The organism is Nitrospirillum bahiense (assembly GCF_007828025.1).
GTDB classification, from domain to species: Bacteria; Pseudomonadota; Alphaproteobacteria; order Azospirillales; family Azospirillaceae; genus Nitrospirillum; species Nitrospirillum amazonense.
Genome location: NZ_VITO01000006.1, coordinates 99874 through 118442 on the forward strand (window position 1 = coordinate 99874; position 18569 = coordinate 118442).

17 protein-coding genes and 2 tRNA genes are annotated in these 18569 nt (G+C 66.1%); all 19 read right to left on the reverse strand.

Annotated features, from left to right (window positions below):
• Positions 1 to 36: 36 nt before the first annotated feature.
• On the reverse strand, positions 37 to 525 hold the full coding sequence (gene nuoI / locus FBZ88_RS10425) for an NADH-quinone oxidoreductase subunit NuoI (RefSeq protein ID WP_088873695.1): 489 nt from the start codon (positions 523 to 525) through the stop codon (positions 37 to 39).
• 90 nt (positions 526 to 615) lie between these two features.
• The gene (nuoH, locus tag FBZ88_RS10430) at positions 616 to 1635 is read right to left on the reverse strand and encodes an NADH-quinone oxidoreductase subunit NuoH (RefSeq protein WP_040846285.1); all 1020 of its coding nucleotides are present in this window, start codon (positions 1633 to 1635) and stop codon (positions 616 to 618) included.
• The gene (gene nuoG, locus FBZ88_RS10435; protein WP_145616753.1) at positions 1628 to 3694 is read right to left on the reverse strand and encodes an NADH-quinone oxidoreductase subunit NuoG; all 2067 of its coding nucleotides are present in this window, start codon (positions 3692 to 3694) and stop codon (positions 1628 to 1630) included. Before nuoG ends, nuoH begins: the two co-directional genes overlap by 8 nt.
• A gap of 20 nt (positions 3695 to 3714) precedes the next feature.
• Entirely contained in the window at positions 3715 to 4995 is a 1281-nt protein-coding gene (gene nuoF / locus FBZ88_RS10440; RefSeq protein ID WP_145616754.1) for an NADH-quinone oxidoreductase subunit NuoF, read from the reverse strand.
• A gap of 5 nt (positions 4996 to 5000) precedes the next feature.
• Positions 5001 to 5633, reverse strand: coding sequence for an NADH-quinone oxidoreductase subunit NuoE (gene nuoE, locus FBZ88_RS10445; RefSeq protein ID WP_145608528.1), 633 nt, complete (start codon positions 5631 to 5633; stop codon positions 5001 to 5003).
• Positions 5630 to 6823, reverse strand: coding sequence for an NADH-quinone oxidoreductase subunit D (locus tag FBZ88_RS10450; RefSeq protein ID WP_145608530.1), 1194 nt, complete (start codon positions 6821 to 6823; stop codon positions 5630 to 5632). Before FBZ88_RS10450 ends, nuoE begins: the two co-directional genes overlap by 4 nt.
• An 8-nt stretch (positions 6824 to 6831) precedes the next feature.
• Positions 6832 to 7479 carry an NADH-quinone oxidoreductase subunit C gene (locus tag FBZ88_RS10455; protein WP_145608531.1) on the reverse strand — a complete coding sequence of 216 codons (648 nt, stop codon included), beginning with the start codon at positions 7477 to 7479 and terminating at the stop codon, positions 6832 to 6834.
• A 21-nt stretch (positions 7480 to 7500) separates the two neighbouring features.
• The gene (locus FBZ88_RS10460) at positions 7501 to 8073 is read right to left on the reverse strand and encodes a NuoB/complex I 20 kDa subunit family protein (RefSeq protein WP_040849827.1); all 573 of its coding nucleotides are present in this window, start codon (positions 8071 to 8073) and stop codon (positions 7501 to 7503) included.
• 81 nt (positions 8074 to 8154) lie between these two features.
• On the reverse strand, positions 8155 to 8523 hold the full coding sequence (locus FBZ88_RS10465; RefSeq protein WP_040849814.1) for an NADH-quinone oxidoreductase subunit A: 369 nt from the start codon (positions 8521 to 8523) through the stop codon (positions 8155 to 8157).
• A gap of 447 nt (positions 8524 to 8970) precedes the next feature.
• A tRNA-Asp gene (locus FBZ88_RS10470) sits at positions 8971 to 9047 on the reverse strand.
• Positions 9048 to 9222: 175 nt separating this feature from the next.
• Entirely contained in the window at positions 9223 to 9447 is a 225-nt protein-coding gene (locus FBZ88_RS10475; protein ID WP_040849813.1) for a hypothetical protein, read from the reverse strand.
• Between the two features lie 187 nt (positions 9448 to 9634).
• The gene (locus tag FBZ88_RS10480) at positions 9635 to 11323 is read right to left on the reverse strand and encodes a Na+/H+ antiporter (RefSeq protein ID WP_145616755.1); all 1689 of its coding nucleotides are present in this window, start codon (positions 11321 to 11323) and stop codon (positions 9635 to 9637) included.
• Between the two features lie 51 nt (positions 11324 to 11374).
• The gene (locus FBZ88_RS30155) at positions 11375 to 11533 is read right to left on the reverse strand and encodes a hypothetical protein (protein ID WP_186464319.1); all 159 of its coding nucleotides are present in this window, start codon (positions 11531 to 11533) and stop codon (positions 11375 to 11377) included.
• 53 nt (positions 11534 to 11586) lie between these two features.
• A complete protein-coding gene (locus FBZ88_RS10485; RefSeq protein WP_145616756.1) occupies positions 11587 to 12450 on the reverse strand; it encodes a hypothetical protein in 864 nt (287 codons plus the stop codon).
• Positions 12451 to 12748: 298 nt separating this feature from the next.
• Positions 12749 to 12823 (reverse strand) — tRNA-Val (locus FBZ88_RS10490).
• Between the two features lie 321 nt (positions 12824 to 13144).
• Positions 13145 to 13417: an HU family DNA-binding protein gene (locus tag FBZ88_RS10495; protein WP_004274300.1), complete on the reverse strand. Its 273-nt coding sequence runs from the start codon at positions 13415 to 13417 to the stop codon at positions 13145 to 13147.
• A gap of 160 nt (positions 13418 to 13577) precedes the next feature.
• Positions 13578 to 15986 (reverse strand): endopeptidase La, encoded by a 2409-nt coding sequence (gene lon / locus FBZ88_RS10500; RefSeq protein WP_145608538.1) that lies wholly within the window; start codon positions 15984 to 15986, stop codon positions 13578 to 13580.
• A gap of 360 nt (positions 15987 to 16346) precedes the next feature.
• Positions 16347 to 17612 carry an ATP-dependent Clp protease ATP-binding subunit ClpX gene (clpX, locus tag FBZ88_RS10505; RefSeq protein ID WP_040849805.1) on the reverse strand — a complete coding sequence of 422 codons (1266 nt, stop codon included), beginning with the start codon at positions 17610 to 17612 and terminating at the stop codon, positions 16347 to 16349.
• A gap of 265 nt (positions 17613 to 17877) precedes the next feature.
• Positions 17878 to 18513 (reverse strand): ATP-dependent Clp endopeptidase proteolytic subunit ClpP, encoded by a 636-nt coding sequence (clpP, locus tag FBZ88_RS10510; protein ID WP_145616757.1) that lies wholly within the window; start codon positions 18511 to 18513, stop codon positions 17878 to 17880.
• Between the last annotated feature and the right edge of the window lie 56 nt (positions 18514 to 18569).

An 18569-nucleotide genomic window follows, 5' to 3' on the forward strand; every position in this document is an offset into this window, starting at 1 on the left:
TTAGGCGTCACAAGGCGTTAAAGGCGCACTCAAGGCTCAGCGGTAGGGCGCATCGGCGGCGATGTTGGCCGCCAGCAGCGGCTCCCACCGGTCGCCATTCGCCAGCAGCTTTTCCTTGTTGTAGAAAAGCTCCTCGCGCGTCTCGGTGGCGAACTCGATGTTCGGCCCCTCGACGATGGCATCCACCGGGCAGGCCTCCTGGCAGAGGCCGCAGTAGATGCACTTGGTCATGTCGATGTCGTAGCGGGTGGTCCGGCGCGAGCCGTCCTCACGGGGTTCCGCTTCGATGGTGATGGCCAGGGCCGGGCACACCGCTTCGCACAGCTTGCACGCGATGCAGCGTTCTTCCCCGTTGGGATAGCGGCGCAGCGCGTGTTCGCCACGGAAGCGGGGGCTGAGCGGGCTGCGCTCATACGGGTAGTTGAGGGTCACCCGGGGCTTGAACATGTAGCTGAAGGTCAGGGCGAAGCCCTTCACCAGCTCGGTCATGAACAGGCCGCGCGCCGTGCGGTCGAGCCAGGCCATGTCGTCACCTCATTCCTTGATGCGGGGGGCGGCTCCCCCCGCGGTCACAAGTCAGTACCAAAGTCCCGCCCCGGGGCGGGGACGCATCGCTCAGTGCGGCAGCTTGTCGAAGTAGACAAGGAAGCCGGAAGTCAGGATCACCCAGACCAGGGAGAACGGCAGGAAGACCTTCCAGCCCAGGCGCATCAGCTGGTCATAACGGTAGCGGGGCAGCGTGCCGCGCACCCAGATGAACACGAACATCAGCAGGCAAATCTTGATGATCAGGTTCAGCGGGCCGGGGATGAAACCCAGGAAGGGGAACGGCTGCCAGCCGCCCAGGAACAGGATGGAGGTCATCCCGCTCATCAGGAGCATGCTGATGTACTCGCCCAGGAAGAACAGGGCGAAGGTCATGGCCGAGTATTCGGTGTGGAAACCGCCCACCAGTTCGGACTCGCCTTCCGGCAGGTCGAAGGGGGCGCGGTTGGTTTCCGCCAGCGCCGAGATGAAGAACACCACAAACATGGGGAACAGCGGGATGCAGAACCACAGGTGGGTCTGCGCCCGGACGATGTCCGACAGGTTCAGCGAGCCGACGCACAGCAGCACGGTGATGATGACGAAGCCGATGGAGACCTCGTAGGACACCATCTGCGCGGCGGAGCGCAGACCGCCCAGGAAGGCGTACTTCGAGTTGGACGCCCAGCCCGACATGATGATGCCGTAGACGCCCAGCGAGCTGATGGCGAAGAGGTAGAGCACGCCGACATTGATGTCGGACAGCACCAGGCCCTCACCGAAGGGGATGACCGCCCAGGCCACCAGCGCCAGGATGAAGGTGATCATCGGCGCCACCAGGAACACGGCGCGGTTGGCGCCGGCCGGGATGATGGTCTCCTTGGTCATCAGCTTCAGGCCGTCGGCGAACGGCTGCAGCAGACCGAAGGGGCCGACCAGGATCGGGCCCTGGCGCAGCTGGATGGCGGCCAGCACCTTGCGTTCCATGTAGGTCATCATGGCCATCGCGATCAGCAACGGCACCGTGATCACCAGGATCTTCAGGATGATCGCCACCAGGGTCGCCCAGGTGAGGGGCAAGCCCAGGTGCAGGGCGAGGAAATCAGCCATGGGTACCGGTCCTCTCGGCAACGGCGGGCGACACGAAGGCCTCCGTGCATTCGGCCATGGTGGCCGAGGCGCGGCTGATCGCGTCGGTCATGTAGAAGTTCTCCACCGGCAGGGTGAAGGGGGCGGCGGCCACGGCACCGGCGGTACCAAAGGCACCCCAGGCGGCCGGCGTGACGCGGTCGATCTGGGCGAACACCGGGTTGGCGTCGGCCAGCCGCTTGCGCAACTGCTGCAGGGTGTCATACGGCAGGGGCTTGCCCAGGGCGCCCGACAGCGCGCGGATGATCTTCCAATCCTCGCGCGCCTCGCCCACCGGGAAGGTGGCCTGGCGGGTATGCTGGGCGCGGCCCTCGGTGTTGACGTAGGTCGCGTTCTTCTCGGTATAGGCGGCACCCGGCAGGATGACATCGGCGCGATGGGCGCCCCGGTCACCGTGGTGGCCCTGGTAGATCACGAAGGCGCGGCCGAAGTTCTGGGCGTCGATCTCGTCGGCGCCCAGCAGGTAGACCACCTCGACCTCGCCCTTGCGGGCGCCGTCCAGGATGCCGGCCAGATCGCGGCCACCCTTAGTGGGCAGGAAGCCCAGGTCCAGGGCGCCGACGCGCGAGGCCGCGCGGTGCAGGACGTTGAAGCCGTTCCAGTCCTCACGCACCAGGCCGCAAGCCTCGGCCACCGCACGGGCGGCGGCCCAGACGGCGGCGCCGTCCGGACGGGCCAGGGCGCCGGAGCCCAGGATCAGCAGGGGCTTCTTGGCGGCCTTCAGCGTCTCGGCATAGGGGTGGCTGCCGTCGGCGATGGCGTTCAGCAGCGTGGCATCGTTGCCCAGATGCTCAATGGGGAAGGTCAGATCGACGCGCGGGCCCAGCACGGTGACGGTCAGGCCGCCCTGCAGGTAGCGCTTGCGGATGCGGGCGTTGACCAGGCTGCCTTCCCAGCGCGGGTTGGTGCCGATCAGGAGGATATGGTCCGCCTGCTCGATGCCCGCGATGGTGCTGTTGAAGATGTAGCCGGCGCGGGACGCCGCGTCGATGGCGCTGCCGTCCTGGCGGCTTTCCAGGCTGCCGACACCCATGCCGCCCAGCAGGTCCTTCAGGGCCAGCAGGCTTTCGGCGTCGGCCAGGTCGCCGGCGATAGCGGCGATCTTCTCCGGCGCCGCACCCTTCAGCTTGGAGGCGGTCAGGGCCAAGGCCTCTTCCCACGAGGCGGCACGCAGCTTGCCGTTCTCACGGATGTAGGGGCGGTCCAGGCGCTGGCGCTTCAGGCCGTCATGGGCGTAGCGGGTCTTGTCGCTGATCCATTCCTCGTTCACCGCCTCGTTCAGGCGGGGGAGGATGCGCAGCACTTCGCCGCCGCGGGTGTCGATGCGGATGTTGGACCCGACGGCGTCCAGGACGTCCACCGATTCCGTCTTGCGCAGCTCCCAGGGGCGGGCGGTGAAGGCGTAGGGCTTGGAGGTCAGCGCGCCCACCGGGCACACGTCCACCAGGTTGCCCGACAGCTCGGACGAGACGGCGGCCTCGACGTAGGTGCCGATCTCCATATGCTCGCCACGGCCGGTGGCGCCCATCACGGACACGCCCGCGATCTCGTCGCTGAAGCGGATGCAGCGCGTGCAGTGGATGCAGCGCGTCATGATCGTCTTGATCAGCGGGCCCAGGTTCTTGTCCTTGACCGCGCGCTTTTCCTCGCCATAGCGGCCACGGTCGAAACCGTAGCCCACGGCCTGGTCCTGCAGGTCGCACTCGCCGCCCTGGTCGCAGATGGGGCAGTCCAGCGGGTGGTTGATGAGCAGGAACTCCATCACCCCCTTGCGCGCCTTGTGCACGGTGTCGGTGTCGGTCTTGATCACCATGCCTTCGCCGCAGGGCATGGCGCAGCTGGCGATGGGCTTGGGGGCCTTCTCCATCTCCACCAGGCACATGCGGCAGTTGGCCGGGACCGACAGCTTCTCGTGATAGCAGAAGCGCGGAACCTCGATGCCCAGCTGCTCGCAGGCCTGCAGCACGGAGGTGCCAGGCGCCACTTCAAGCTCGATACCGTCGATGGTCAGTTTCGGCATGTCTCAAATCCTTCCACCGATCACTCGGCAGCGATGCTCTGGCGATAATCGGCGATGCGGCGTTCCATCTCCGGACGGAAGTGCCGGATCAGGCCCTGCACGGGCCAGGCGGCGGCATCGCCCAGGGCGCAGATGGTGCGGCCTTCGATCTGCTTGGTGACGTCCTGCAGCATGTCGATCTCTTCCAGGCGGGCCTGGCCACGGACCATGCGGTCCATGACGCGGGCCAGCCAGCCGGTGCCTTCGCGGCAGGGCGTGCACTGGCCGCAGCTCTCATGCATGTAGAACTTCGACAGGCGGGCGATGGCGCGGACGATGTCGGTGGACTTGTCCATGACGATCACGGCCGCCGTGCCCAGGCCGGACCCGACCTCACGCAGGCTGTCAAAATCCATCAGCACGGTGTCGCAGGTGCTCTTGGGCATCACCGGCACGGAGGAGCCGCCGGGGATAACGGCCAGCAGGTTGTCCCAGCCGCCGCGCACGCCACCCGCATGGCGCTCGATGAGCTCCTTCAGGGGGATGCCCATCTCCTCTTCCACGTTGCACGGCTTGTTCACGTGGCCGGAGATGCAGAACAGCTTGGTGCCCACGTTCTTGGGGCGGCCGATGCCGGCGAACCAGGCGGGCCCGCGGCGCAGGATGGTGGGAACGCCCGCGATGCTTTCCACGTTGTTGACCGTGGTGGGGCGGGAATACAGGCCGGCGTTGGCGGGGAACGGCGGCTTGTTGCGCGGCTGGCCCTTCTTGCCCTCGATGGACTCGATGAGCGCGGTTTCCTCGCCGCAGATGTAGGCGCCCGCACCCTTGTGCAGGTAGATGTCGTAGTCGTAGCCGCTGCCGCAGGCGTTCTTGCCGATCAGGCCGGCGGCGTAGGCCTCGTCGATGGCGACCTGAACGTTGGACGCCTCGTTGTAGAACTCGCCGCGGATGTAGATGTAGCAGGCGGTGGCACCGATGGCGAAACCGGCGATCAGGCAGCCTTCGATCAGCTTATGCGGATCGTGGCGCAGGATCTCACGGTCCTTGCAGGTGCCGGGCTCGCCCTCGTCGGCGTTGATCACCAGATAGACGGGGCCGTCCACCTTCTTGGGCATGAAGGACCACTTCAGGCCGGTGGAGAAGCCGGCGCCGCCACGGCCGCGCATGCCCGATTCCTTCACCTGCTCGATGATGGTATCGCGGCCACGGGCCAGGATGTCCTTGGTGCCATCCCAGTCGCCGCGCTTGCGGGCGGCTTCCAGGCGGAAATCCTCATAGCCGTAGAGGTTGGTGTAGATGCGGTCTTCGTCGCGCAACATCGGCCTTACTCCTGCGACGCCGGCTTGACGCCGTTACGCTGCGCCATCTCGATCAGGGTCGTCGGACCGCCGATGGGCGCGGAATTGATGCGGCCGTTCTGCGGGCCGGGCTTGGGCGTCTCGCCCCGGATCAGGGTGTCCAGCAGCGCCTCGGTGGAGGGGCCGTCCAGGTCCTCGTAATAGATGTCGTTGAGCGAAATGACGGGCGCGTTGACGCAGGCGCCGGCGCATTCCACCTCGACCACCGTGAACTGACCGTCGGCCGTGGTCTCGCCCGGGCCGATGCCCAGCTTGCGCTTGCACGCCGCCAGCACCTCGTCCGACCCGCGCAGCCAGCACGGGGTGGTCGTGCAGACCTGCACGAAGTGCTTACCCACCGGCTTCAGGTTGTACATGGTGTAGAAGCTGGCGACCTCGTACACGCGGATGGGGGCCATGCCCAGCATGCCGGCGACGTAGTCCATGGCGGCGCGGGGCAGCCAGTTGTCGTGCTGGCGCTGGGCCAGGTCCAACAGGGGCATCACGGCGCTCGCCTGGCGGCCTTCCGGATACTTGGCGATGATCCGCTGGGCCAGGGCCAGGTTGTCGGCGGTGAATTCGAAGGTCGCCGGACCGGCAGGGGTCTCGGAAGCGCTCATCGGTCGATCTCTCCGAACACGACGTCGATGGAGCCGATGATCGCGACGGCGTCGGCGAGCATGTGGCCCCGGGACATGAAATCAACACCCTGCAGATGGGCGATGCCCGTCGGCCGGATCTTGCAGCGATAAGGACGGTTGGACCCGTCGGAGACCAGGTACACGCCGAACTCGCCCTTGGGCGATTCGGTGGCGGTGTAGGTCTCGCCGGCAGGGACGTGGTAGCCCTCGGTGTACAGCTTGAAGTGATGGATCAGCGATTCCATCGAGCGCTTCATGTCGCCACGCGGCGGCGGGGCGATCTTGCGGTCATCCACCTTCACGGCGCCGGGGGTCTGGCGCAGCTTGGCCACGGCCTGCTGCACGATCCGGTTGGACTGCCGCATCTCCTCCACACGCACCAGGTAGCGGGCGTAGCAGTCGCCGGTCTTGCCCACGGCGACGTCGAAGTCGTACTCGGCGTAGGTGTCGTAGGGCTGGGCCTTGCGCAAGTCCCACGGAATGCCGGAGGCGCGCAGCACCGGGCCGGTGAAGCCCCAGGCCAGCGCCTCGTCACCCGAGACGATGCCGATGTCGACCAGGCGCTGCTTGAAGATGCGGTTGGCCGTCAGCAGGCCTTCCACGTCGTCGACGAACTTCTCGAACTTGGCCGCGTAGGCCTCGATGTCGTCCAGCATGCCGGCCGGCAGGTCCTGGTGGACACCGCCCACGCGGAAGTAGTTGGCGTGCATACGGGCGCCCGACACCCGCTCATAGAACTCCATGAGCAGCTCGCGCTCCTCGAAGCCCCACAGGGCCGGGGTCAGCGCGCCCACGTCCATGGCGAACGTGGTGACGTTCAGCAGGTGGTTCAGGATGCGGGTCAGCTCGGCGAACAGTACGCGGATGTGCTGCGCGCGCTTGGGCGGGGTGATGCCCAGCAGCTTCTCCGCAGCCAGGACGAAGCTGTGCTCCTCCGACATCGGCGAGACATAGTCCAGCCGGTCGAAATAAGGCATCGCCTGGATGTAGGTCTTGTACTCGATGAGCTTCTCGGTGCCGCGATGCAGCAGACCGATGTGCGGGTCCGCCCGCTCCACGATCTCGCCGTCCATCTCCAGAACCAGGCGCAACACGCCGTGGGCGGCAGGGTGCTGCGGCCCGAAGTTCATCGTGTAGGGTTTGATTTGGCTTTCGACAGGATTGGCCATGGCCGATCTCACTTCTTCACGCTGCCGTCGCGCAGCGACGCGCCCAGCGGGATGACCGCCTTCTCGTCGCCCGGCAGTTGCACATCGGTCATCGCCTCCCAGGGCGACATGAAATCAAAGGCCCGGAAGTCCTGCGTCAGCTTCACCGGCTCATAGACGACGCGCTTCTGCTCGTCGTCGTAGCGGACCTCGACGTAGCCCGTCAGGGGGAAGTCCTTGCGCAGGGGGTGACCTTCGAAACCGTAGTCGGTCAGGATGCGGCGCAGGTCGGGGTGGCCCGCGAAGAACACGCCGAACATGTCCCAGGTCTCGCGCTCGTACCAGCCGGCGGCCGGGAACAGCGGGACGCAGGACGGCACGGGCGTGTCCTCATCCGTGGTGACCTTCACCCGCGCGCGCAGGTTCTTGGACACCGACAGCAGCATGTAGTTGACCTCGAACCGCTCCGGCTTGGAGGGCCAGTCCACCGCGGTGATGTCGACCAACTGGGTGAAGCGGCAGCCGGCGTCGTCACGCAGCACGGTCAGGGTCTGCAGCAGGCCCTCGCGCGTGGTGCGGACCACCAGCTCGCCGTTCTGGATCTCGGTGCCGGTCACGGCACCCGGCAGGGCCGCCGCGATCTTGGCGCCCAGCGCCTGTAGGGTTTCTTCGTTCATTCCCGATCCCTCGAGGGCCGCTTAGCGCCGAACCAGGCGGTTACCGCCCTTGATCTTCTTCTGCAGCTGCAGCACGCCGTAGACCAGCGCCTCAGCCGTGGGCGGGCAGCCCGGAACGTAGATGTCCACGGGCACGATGCGGTCGCAGCCGCGCACCACGGAATAGCTGTAGTGGTAATAGCCGCCGCCGTTGGCGCAGGACCCCATGGAAATGACCCAGCGCGGCTCCGCCATCTGGTCGTAGACCTTGCGCAGGGCCGGGGCCATCTTGTTGCACAGGGTGCCGGCCACGATCATCACGTCCGACTGGCGCGGGCTGGGGCGCGGGATCACGCCGAACCGGTCCAGGTCGAAGCGGCTCATGTAGGCGTGGATCATTTCCACAGCACAGCAGGCCAGGCCGAAGGTCATGGGCCACAGCGACCCGGTGCGCGCCCACTCCTGCAGGGCGTCCAGCTTGGCGACGACGAAGCCCTTATCCTGCAACTCCGTCGTCACGGCCTTGATGTAGGCGTCCTGGGCGGGGCCCGGCGGCAGGGGCGCGCCCGCACCGGCGGGAACACCGGCGGGGGAAACGGAAGAGTGGGTTGGCAAAGACGTCACGGGTCTGGCTCCGGTGTGAACGGGCAGCGATGCGAAGAAACGAGGGGGAAAAGGCTCAAGCGCCGTCCGGGATCACTCCCAGTCCAGCGCGCCCTTCTTCCATTCGTAGATGAAGCCGATGGTCAGGATGCCCAGGAAGGCCATCATGGACCAGAAGCCGAACAGGCCGATGCGACCCAGCGACACGGCCCAGGGGAACAGGAAGGCCACTTCCAGGTCGAAGATGATGAACAGGATGGCGACCAGGTAGAAGCGCACGTCGAACTTGCTGCGGGCGTCGTTGAACGGCTCGAAACCGCACTCATAGGCCGACAGTTTTTCACTGTCCGGCTTCTGCTTGGCGACCAGCATGGAGCCGAAGACCATCGCCGCCGCGATCACCCCGGCGATGGCCAGGAAGATGATGATCGGCAGATACTGGCTCAGCAGCTCGGTGGACATAACCTGACTGGACATGAGTGTGCCCCAAATTTCGTCCCGGTTGGCCCGACGGGGCTTGCGGAAGGTGCCAGCCGCAACCAAGTGCATGAAGCCCAGGCCCACACATCTGATTGTCGGTTTTTGGCCCCACCCGGCCTGCCCGCCGGTTCTGGACATAACCTCCGAACCCATGCGGGGGTCCGGACGCCTGCAACAAAAGCCCGGCTTGGGGCCGGGCGTGTTGGAATATAGGCGGGTGCCGTGCCCAAGGAAAGCAAATTACGCCATGCGTCCCGCAGGGGCCAAGGCGCTGAAAATATGGGGGAAATGACTTAAATCGCAGTTGTTGAGAGCCACTCTCAACCGTCACTCTACCGCAGGTGCGAGGACCCCGGAAAGCAAGCAGGCCGCGCTGTTGCCAGCGCGGCCTTGCTAACGCATCGAACCACCTGTCCGGGCTCGATGAAGTGGCGCGAGTGACGGGACTTGAACCCGCGGCCTCCGGCGTGACAGGCCGGCGCTCTAACCAACTGAGCTACACCCGCGTCGTTCGCAACTTTGCTTTCTGGCCTTATTTCGCGCCGTTCGTTCGTCGTTCGGTGCGTTTCGCGCCGTCAGCGTCGCTGCGGTGCGCGGTTTGTAGTAAAAACGCCCACCCCTTGTCAAACAAGAAAAACGCGGCGGCGCCGATTTTTTTCATTTTTTTCTAAGTTCTTGATTTTACGCGACTTTCTGAGCGCGGCGCAGGTTGTCCAGCCGGTCAAGCGCATCCAGCAGGCGCATCGGCACGCCGCGGTGGTCCACGGCATCGGGCCCGCCAAAGGCCGTCATGCTCAGTTCCAGGGCCTGGGCCAGCGGCTCCGCCACCGTAAGGTTGCCCTGCTCCACCGCCAATTCCAGCGCGCTCAGAATCCGATCGCCCAGGCGGCGCTCATCACTCTCCATGACCCTATGCTCCGGTTCGTTGCCAGGCAGGCCCCCCGGACTCATGCGTCCGGGGCTGGACCGAGGGTAGCACTTTCCGGGGGGTGCCCGACGGGAAAACGACCACTGCTGTTGGATAGGGGCAGCCATGTGTGGCCCGGCCAGCGCCCAGCCACCGCAAGTGGCGACGGCGACACCGGGGCTGCGCCTAAAGCACGCGGGAGCGGCCGAGGGACGCTTCCATCATGTCCAGGCTGTGCATCATGCGGCGCCAGGTCTCGTCGCTGATGGCGTGGGTGCGGTGCAGACGCGCCAGCTCATCGCGCTTGGCCCGGACCGCCGCCAGCCGCAGCTCCGCTTCGATGGCCAGGCGCCTGCGGTTTTGAGCCCGCGCATCCACCGGCATGTCCGGATCCTCCACCTGCCGTCGGTAAAACTCCATCAGGCGCAGCGCCGCCTCGGTGTAGAGGTCGGCCTCAGACGCGGCGGGGGAGACAGCACGGTGGGCCTGTTCCAGCCGGCGCAAGGCGGCGCGCGCCAGGGAGGCCTCCGCCACCCTCTCCTCCTCCACCGAAGCGTCCTCTCCCGGCATGCTGAGGCCGCGCAGCAGCCAGGGCAGCATCAGGCTGGCCATGGGCAGGGACACCAGGATGACGCCCGAGGCCAGGAAAATGGCGACGTCACGACCAGGAAAGGCCACGCCCTCCCGCAGCCAGACCGGCAGGGACAGCACGCCCGCCAAGGTGACGGCGCCGCGCACGCCGGAAACGGTGGTGACGCTGACCAGGCGGAAGGTTGACCCGACGGGGCCGCCGGCCCGCGCGCCTCCTCCCCGCCGCCGGGCGATGGCCCGGGTGATCAGCAGCGACAGCCAGACCCACACCAGCCGCAGGACCAACAGCGCACCGACGATGGCGGCAACATGCAGGCCCAGCCAGCCGAGGCTGACCGGCATATCCATGGGCCCGGTGTGGGGGGCGCCCGCCTGCATGGCGATCATGGGCGCCTGCACCAGGATGCCGGGCAGTTGCCAGCCCAGCAGCACGAAGATGACACCGTTGAGGGTGAATTGGATCATGTCGCCCACCGCCGTGCCCTGCAGGCGGGTGGCCACCTGCCCCGACTCCTCCAGCGGCAGCAGGTTCAGCGTCATGCCGGCGGCGACCGCCGCGAGAATGCCGGACATATCGAGATGCTCCGCCGCCAGATAGGCGGCGAAGGGCACCAGCATCATGGTCAGGATGGTGGCGCCGGGGGAATCGCCCCGCAGGCGGATGATCCAGCTCTGGATCAGGTGCACGGCGGCCACCACGACCATGCCCACCAGCAGACCGCCGCCCGCCGCCCAAAGGAAGGCCACCGCGGCGCCGCCGATGGAAAAGGTGCCGGTGAGCGCCGCGGTCACGGCGAACTGCAGGCACACCAGGCCGGAGGCGTCGTTCAGCAGCGCCTCCCCCTCCAATATGTGCTTCAGGCGACGGGGCATGCCGCCGCCGGCCGCCATACCCGACACGGCCACGGCGTCGGTGGGCGACAGCACGGCCGCCAGCGCGAAGGCGGTGGACAGGGGGACCGCCGGCAGCAGCCAGTGGATGACATGGCCCGCCCCCACCACGGTGAACACCACCAGGCCCACCGCCAGGGTCACGATGATGCCGCCCAGGCGCCGCAACTCCGTCGCCGGGAATCGCCAGGCGTCCAGGAACAGCAATGGCGGAATGAACACCAACAGGAAGAGGTCGGGGTTGAGGACGATGGGCACGCCCGACGCCCAGCCCAACGCCGCCCCCAGCGCCACCTGGATCAGGGGCTGGGGCACCCGCGTCACGAACCGGCCAATGATGCCGGAAACCGCCACGGTCACCAGCAGGATGAGGACGGCGGTCATCGTTTCCATGGGGCGTCCAGTCCAGGCGCGGGGGCGGGCAGGCGTTTCCGGGCGGGCGAATTAGCGTCCGGGGCGGTCCCGGCCCGCCAGCAGGGCCGCCGCCAGGACGACGGCGCCCAGGACGATGACCAGGACGTTCATCCACGGGCCACCACTGCGATCATGGTTCATATCCCAGACGCGCCCGCCGATCATGGCCAAGCCCAGGATGATCAGCAAGATTCGATGCTGGCGGGTTAGCCCGCCGGCCCCGTCAGGCGGCAGGAGACCCATCACCGCCCCTGGCCGCCCGCGGCCGGCAGGACCTGGGCAGCCGTGCCGTCCTGGCTCAACGCCCGGTGCGCCCGGGCCAAGGCCACGCCCAGCAGGGCCACGCAGATGAAATTCACCACCGCCATGGCCAAGGTCCACAAGAGACTGACGACCACGTCGGGGGGAGAGGTGGTGCTGGCTGTCAACCAGTCCCCCATCAGCAAGCGGTTGATGAGGAAGCAGGGCAGCTGCAGCGCCGCCTGGCTGATCAGCACCACGCCGGTCAGGCGCCAGCCCAGGACGGACGAGGCGCTCCAGTAGCGGCTGAAGGCCGGCGCCTCCCCCGCCAGGATGGCCATCAGGCCGATACCGAGGCGCACCGTGACGTGCAACGCCAGAATGCCCACGGCGATGGCCCCAGCCAGGACGGCGAGCCAGACACCAGGCCCCGCCTGGTCTTCCACCGACGAATCCGTGACCAGGGCACGAGCGAACATCAGCACCATCAAGGCGATGAGCAGCATAAAGAAATAAAGAATTTGCCAGCCGGTGGCGGCCCATTCGTTGCGCCCGAACCCTGGCTGCAGAAAGGTCACCGGCTCTTGCCCCGTGCGGACCCAGCGGCCCCAGGCGGAGAGGGAGCGCATGTGCGCCCAGGTCTGGAAAACGACCAGGACCAGGAAGATGAAGCCGAACTCGCCCCACTGTTCCTGGTCAGGCTCATGGCCCAGGTATTGGATGCTGCGGAACTGGAAAAACAGGGCGGCGGCCAGACTGAAGACCGCCGGCATGCCCAGAAAACGGGCGATGCGCCCGGGGGCGGCGAACACCTCGCGATAAAGGTCGACCACTTCCCCCCAGATCGACTGCCCGTTCGACGCCATGCCCCCTCCAAAACCGGACGCCGTCGCCGCCGTCCTCACATGCGCGACCACCACCGCCCCCGCCGCATAAGGGTGAGGATGGGAAGGCTCAGCGCGCTTTGCCAGTCACAGAAATGCCCCGTGCCGCCGGATCGCCCCTATATGGGCAAGCCGGGGCGATGATTACAGGTTTGCCCCGCCGGTCAAAGTGACAATCCGGGGCCAACGGCGTAGCGGCACCCGCCTCTGCCCCGGCCTTCGACCCGCTGCGGGTGTCCGAGCGAAAGGCTGGCGGCATACTGTCCTAAACCCGGAGCGATGGTGGGCGGTGAGGGATTTGAACCCCCGGCCCGATGCGTGTAAAGCACCTGCTCTACCCCTGAGCTAACCGCCCATCGCGTCCGACCGGCCCCCGCCGTCACGCGGGTCGCCGGGCCATGAGGCTTTAGCGGCCCGTGACCCGTTTGGGAACCCCTTTTGCAAAAGGGGGCCTGGAAAAATAATAATGCCGCGGAAACAAAAAAAGACGGGAACACCCATCGGCGTCCCGCCTTCTATAAGCACTGGGCTCGGGACTGTGGCCGGCCCCGGCCGGTGTCCCCCCGAGCGCACCGCCCCGTCGTTGGAGCGGCGTGCCTGAACATCCGGGCGGGGGCGGGCCGCAGGCTGCGGCGACCGGCCCCCAGACCGGCATAAAACGGCGGTTGGGCCGTTCTTAGTTCAGCGCGTCCTTCAGGCCCTTGCCGGGCTTGAACTTCGGCTGCTTGCTGGCGGCGATGGAGATCGCCTCACCCGTACGCGGGTTGCGGCCTTCCGAAGCGGCGCGCTCGGCAACGGCGAAGGTGCCGAAACCAACCAGGCGAACCTCATCACCCTTCTTGAGGGCTTCGGTGATGCCCTCGAACACCGCATCGACCGCCTTGTTCGCATCAGCCTTGGACAGCTCCGCACTCGCAGCGACGGCGGCAACGAGATCGTTCTTATTCACTTAAGGCCCCCCTTCTTGAAGCAGGAATCTAATCTTGGATTTCGTCCCGGTCGCGGGGCACGCGCCGGGATTGGGATTCGGTTCGGACGTACGGCCCCGGGGTTATCCGCCCCGGGGCCGTCGCGTCAGGCCTTCAATTCACACGATTTCGGTTCGTACTTCAATGCCGAATCACGTCGTCCTTACCGTCTTCCGCGGCTTTCGCGGCAACAGGCTCAACGACTTCCGGCTCCGACCACTCGATCGGCACCAGCGGCTGCACCAGCGCGTTGGCCAGCACTTCGTCCGCCGTCGTCACCGGGATGATGGTCAGGCCGCGCTTAACGTTGTCGGGAATGTCAGCGAGGTCCTTCTCATTATCCTTTGGAATCAACACGGTCTTGATGCCGCCGCGCAGAGCCGCCAGCAATTTCTCCTTCAGGCCGCCGATGGGCAGGACCCGGCCGCGCAGGGTGATTTCGCCGGTCATGGCGACATCCTTGCGCACGGGAATGCCCGTCAGCACCGAGACGATGGAGGTCGTCATCGCGACGCCGGCGGACGGACCGTCCTTAGGCGTAGCTCCTTCGGGCACGTGGACGTGGATGTCCTTGCGCTCGAAAAGCGTCGGTTTGATGCCGAATTGGGCGGAGCGGGACTTCACGAAACTCTCGGCGGCCTGCACCGATTCCTTCATGACGTCGCCCAGCTTGCCCGTGGTGGTGACGCGGCCCTTGCCGCGCAGCATCACCGCCTCGATGGTCAGCAACTCGCCGCCCACCTCGGTCCAGGCAAGACCGGTGGTGCAGCCCACCAGATCCTCCTTCTCCGCCTCGCCATAGTGGAACCGGCGCACGCCGGCATACTTGTCGAGGTTGCGACGGGTGATCGACACCTTGTCGACCCCCTTCATCAGGATCTCCTTGATGGCCTTGCGGGCCAGGTTGGCGATCTCACGCTCCAGGCTGCGCACGCCGGCTTCCCGGGTGTAGTAGCGGATGAGGTCGCGCAACGCGTCGTCGGAGATGGTGAACTCGCCCGCCTTCAGGCCGTGCGACTTCAGTTCCTTGTCGATCAGGTGGCCGCGGGTGATCTCGATCTTCTCGTCCTCGGTGTAGCCCGACAGCCGGATCACCTCCATGCGGTCCAGCAGCGGCTGGGGCATGCGCAGGGTGTTGGCCGTGCAGACGAACATCACGTCGGAGAGGTCGTAGTCCACCTCGAGGTAGTGATCGTTGAAGGTGCCGTTCTGCTCGGGATCCAGAACCTCCAGCAGGGCGGAGGACGGGTCGCCCCGCCAATCGGCGCCCAGCTTGTCGATCTCGTCCAGCAGGAACAACGGATTCGACGACTTCGCCTTCTTCATGCCCTGGATGACCTTGCCGGGCATGGAGCCGATGTAGGTGCGGCGGTGGCCGCGCACCTCGGCCTCATCCCGCACGCCGCCCAGCGACACGCGGACGAAGTTGCGGCCCGTGGCCTTGGCGATGGACTTGCCGAGCGAGGTCTTGCCGACGCCGGGCGGGCCGACGAGGCACAGGATGGGACCCTTCACCTTGTCCATGCGCTGCTGCACGGCCAAGTACTCCAGGATGCGCTCCTTGACCTTCTCCAGACCATAGTGATCGGCATCCAGGATGGCCTCGGCCCCCTTGATGTCCTTCTTCACCTTGGTGCGCTTCTTCCACGGAATGGACAGCATCCAATCCAGGTAGTTGCGCACGACGGTCGCCTCGGCGGACATGGGGCTCATGGTCCGCAGCTTCTTGACCTCGGCCAGCGCCTTTTCCCGGGCTTCCTTGCTGAAGCGGGTCTTGGCGATGCGTTCCTCGAGCTCGGCGACCTCGTCCTTGCCATCCTCGGACTCGCCGAGTTCCTTCTGGATGGCCTTCATCTGCTCGTTCAGATAGTACTCGCGCTGGGTCTTCTCCATCTGCCGCTTGACGCGATTGCGGATGCGCTTTTCCACCTGCAGCACGCCGATCTCGCCTTCCATGAAGGCGTAGACCTTCTCCAGCCGCTCACCCACCGTCGCCGCTTCCAGAAGCTGCTGCTTCTCCGGAATCTTCAGCGCCAGGTGCGAAGCGATGGTGTCGGCCAGCTTGCCCGGTTCCTCGATCTGGTTGACCGAGACCAGGACCTCCGGCGGGATCTTCTTGTTCAGCTTGATGTACTGTTCGAACTGGGCCACCGCGGCGCGGGCCAGGGCCTCCGCCTCCTGCGCTTCGCCCGTCTTTTCCTCGATGGGCTCGGCATAGGCCTGGAAGAAGTCCTCGTTGCGCTCGAAACTGACGATGCGCGCGCGCTGCCCGCCTTCGACCAGCACCTTCACCGTTCCGTCGGGCAGCTTCAGCAGCTGCAGCACGGTGCCGATGGTGCCGACGGAATAGATGTCGTCGGGCGTGGGATCGTCCTGGGCGGCGTTCTTCTGGGTGACCAGCAGGATCTGCTTGTCATCCTTCATCACGTCTTCCAGCGCGCGCACCGACTTTTCGCGCCCCACGAACAGGGGCACGATCATGTGCGGGAACACCACGATGTCGCGCAGGGGGAGGACCGGGTAAAGGGTTCCTCGGGTGGCTTCCAACATAGATCTGACCTTCCACTCAGAATCTCAGCGGCCAGCCCGTAATGGGCCTGGCCCGCCATCCACCAGCCGCCCCGTCATGGGCACGGCGTCGGGAGGTCGCCCTGGTAACGTGGCACACCGATCCCCCCCCTTCAAGGGCTTGAACCCGACGAAATCTGCGCTACGGAAGGGCTGGGCGACGGGAAAATCGCGCTTTTGCAAGCATGTGTCCCGGCATTTGGGCCTCGAGCGTTCCCAAGTGCCTGGATTCCGGACCAATTATACGGCGAAGGCAAAATAAAACCCGGGAAACCCCCACGATCAGGGTTTTCCCGGGTCTCAAGACTATCCGAACTGGCTATCGCGGATGCACGGGGCCCGTCAGGCGACGGGGGCGGCCTCCGCCTTGCGGTCGGCATAGATGTACAGCGGCTGGGCGCGGCCCTCGACCACCTCGCCATTGATGACGATCTCATCCACGCCCTGCAGGCCCGGCAGATCGAACATCGACTCCAGCAGGATGGATTCCATGATGGAGCGCAGGCCACGGGCGCCGGTCTTGCGCTGAATGGCCTTGTTGGCGATGGACTTCAGGGCCTCCTCGGCGAAGGACAGCTTCACGTCCTCCATCTCGAACAGGCGCTGATACTGCTTCACCAGCGCATTCTTGGGCTTGGTCAGGATCTCGATCAGCGCTTCCTCGTCCAGGTCGTTCAGCGTCGCCACCACGGGCAGACGGCCGACGAATTCCGGGATGAGGCCGAACTTCAGCAGATCCTCAGGCTCCACCTCGCGCAGCACGTCGCCGGTGCGGCGGTCGTCCGGCCCCTTCACATCGGCGCCGAAGCCGATGGACGTCCCCTTGCCGCGGGCGGCGATGATCTTCTCCAGGCCGGCGAAGGCGCCGCCGCAGATGAACAGGATGTTGGTCGTGTCCACCTGCAGGAATTCCTGCTGCGGATGCTTGCGCCCGCCCTGCGGCGGCACGGAGGCGACGGTGCCTTCCATGATCTTCAGCAAGGCCTGCTGCACGCCCTCGCCCGACACGTCGCGGGTGATGGACGGGTTGTCGGACTTGCGGCTGATCTTGTCGACCTCGTCGATGTAGACGATGCCGCGCTGCGCCCGCTCGACATTGTAGTCGGCGGCCTGCAGCAGCTTGAGGATGATGTTCTCCACGTCCTCGCCCACGTAACCGGCTTCGGTCAGCGTGGTGGCGTCGGCCATGGTGAAGGGGACGTCGATGATGCGGGCCAGCGTCTGGGCCAACAGGGTCTTGCCGCAGCCCGTGGGGCCGATCAGCAGGATGTTGGACTTCGCCAGTTCGACGTCGCTGTGCTTGGTGCCGTGTGCCAGCCGCTTGTAGTGGTTGTGCACGGCGACCGAGAGCACGCGCTTGGCGTGGCTCTGCCCGATAACGTAGTCATCCAGCACCGCGCAGATGTCGCGCGGGGTGGGAACGCCGTCGCGGGACTTCACCAGCGTCGTCTTGTTCTCTTCGCGGATGATGTCCATGCACAATTCCACGCATTCATCGCAGATGAACACCGTGGGGCCGGCAATGAGCTTCCGCACCTCGTGCTGGCTCTTCCCGCAGAAGGAGCAGTAGAGGGTATTCTTCGAATCGCTGCCGGTCGACTTGGTCATAAAAGCTCCGTACATCACCGGGACAGTCACCCGGAGCCATCACGATGACGGAACCGGGGCCCGATCCTCCCGGGATCGGCCGGCGGACAAGGGGATGAAACACCGCTCACCCGCCACTGCCTGCCCATTCAACACCACGGAACGCTGGGCTTTCAACCCCCCGTGTGTCTCTTCGTGTCCGAACACCCATACCGGGGTATCCCGGTGGGGGCGTTCCGGCGGAAGGTTAATCCCGCCGGAGCCCGGACGCTAAACCGTTGGCACCTCAGGCCGCCTGGGCGGTCCCACCGGCGCCGGGACGGGTGGCGATGACGTCGTCGATCAGACCGAACGCCTTGGCCTCGTCCGCGGTCATGAAGTTGTCACGCTCCATCGCCCGCTCGATCTTGTCGATCGGCTGGCCGGTGTGGCGCACGTAGATCTCGTTGAGGCGATGCCGGATCTTCAGGATCTCGCGCGCCTGGATTTCGATGTCCGCCGCCTGGCCCTGGGCGCCGCCCGAGGGCTGGTGGATCATGATGCGGCTGTTGGGCAGCGAGAAGCGCCGCCCGTCGGAACCGCCGGCCAGCAGCAGAGAGCCCATGGAGGCCGCCTGGCCGATGCACAGGGTCGCCACCGGGCAGCGGATGTACTGCATGGTGTCGTAGATCGCCAAGCCCGAGGTGACGATGCCGCCCGGCGAATTGATGTAGAAGGAGATTTCCTTCGTGGGGTTTTCCGCTTCCAGGAACAGAAGCTGGGCGCAGATCAGGCTGGACACCGCGTCGTTCACGCCACCGACGAGGAAGATGATCCGTTCCTTCAACAGGCGCGAATAGATGTCGTAGGCGCGCTCACCCCGGTTGGTCTGCTCGACCACCATGGGGACCAGCGTGTTCATCTGCGGCTCAAAGTCGATCATGCCTGCTCCAGCGCTGCGTCCGACCCGGGGGCCATCCCCGGGCCCGTTGCCGGTCC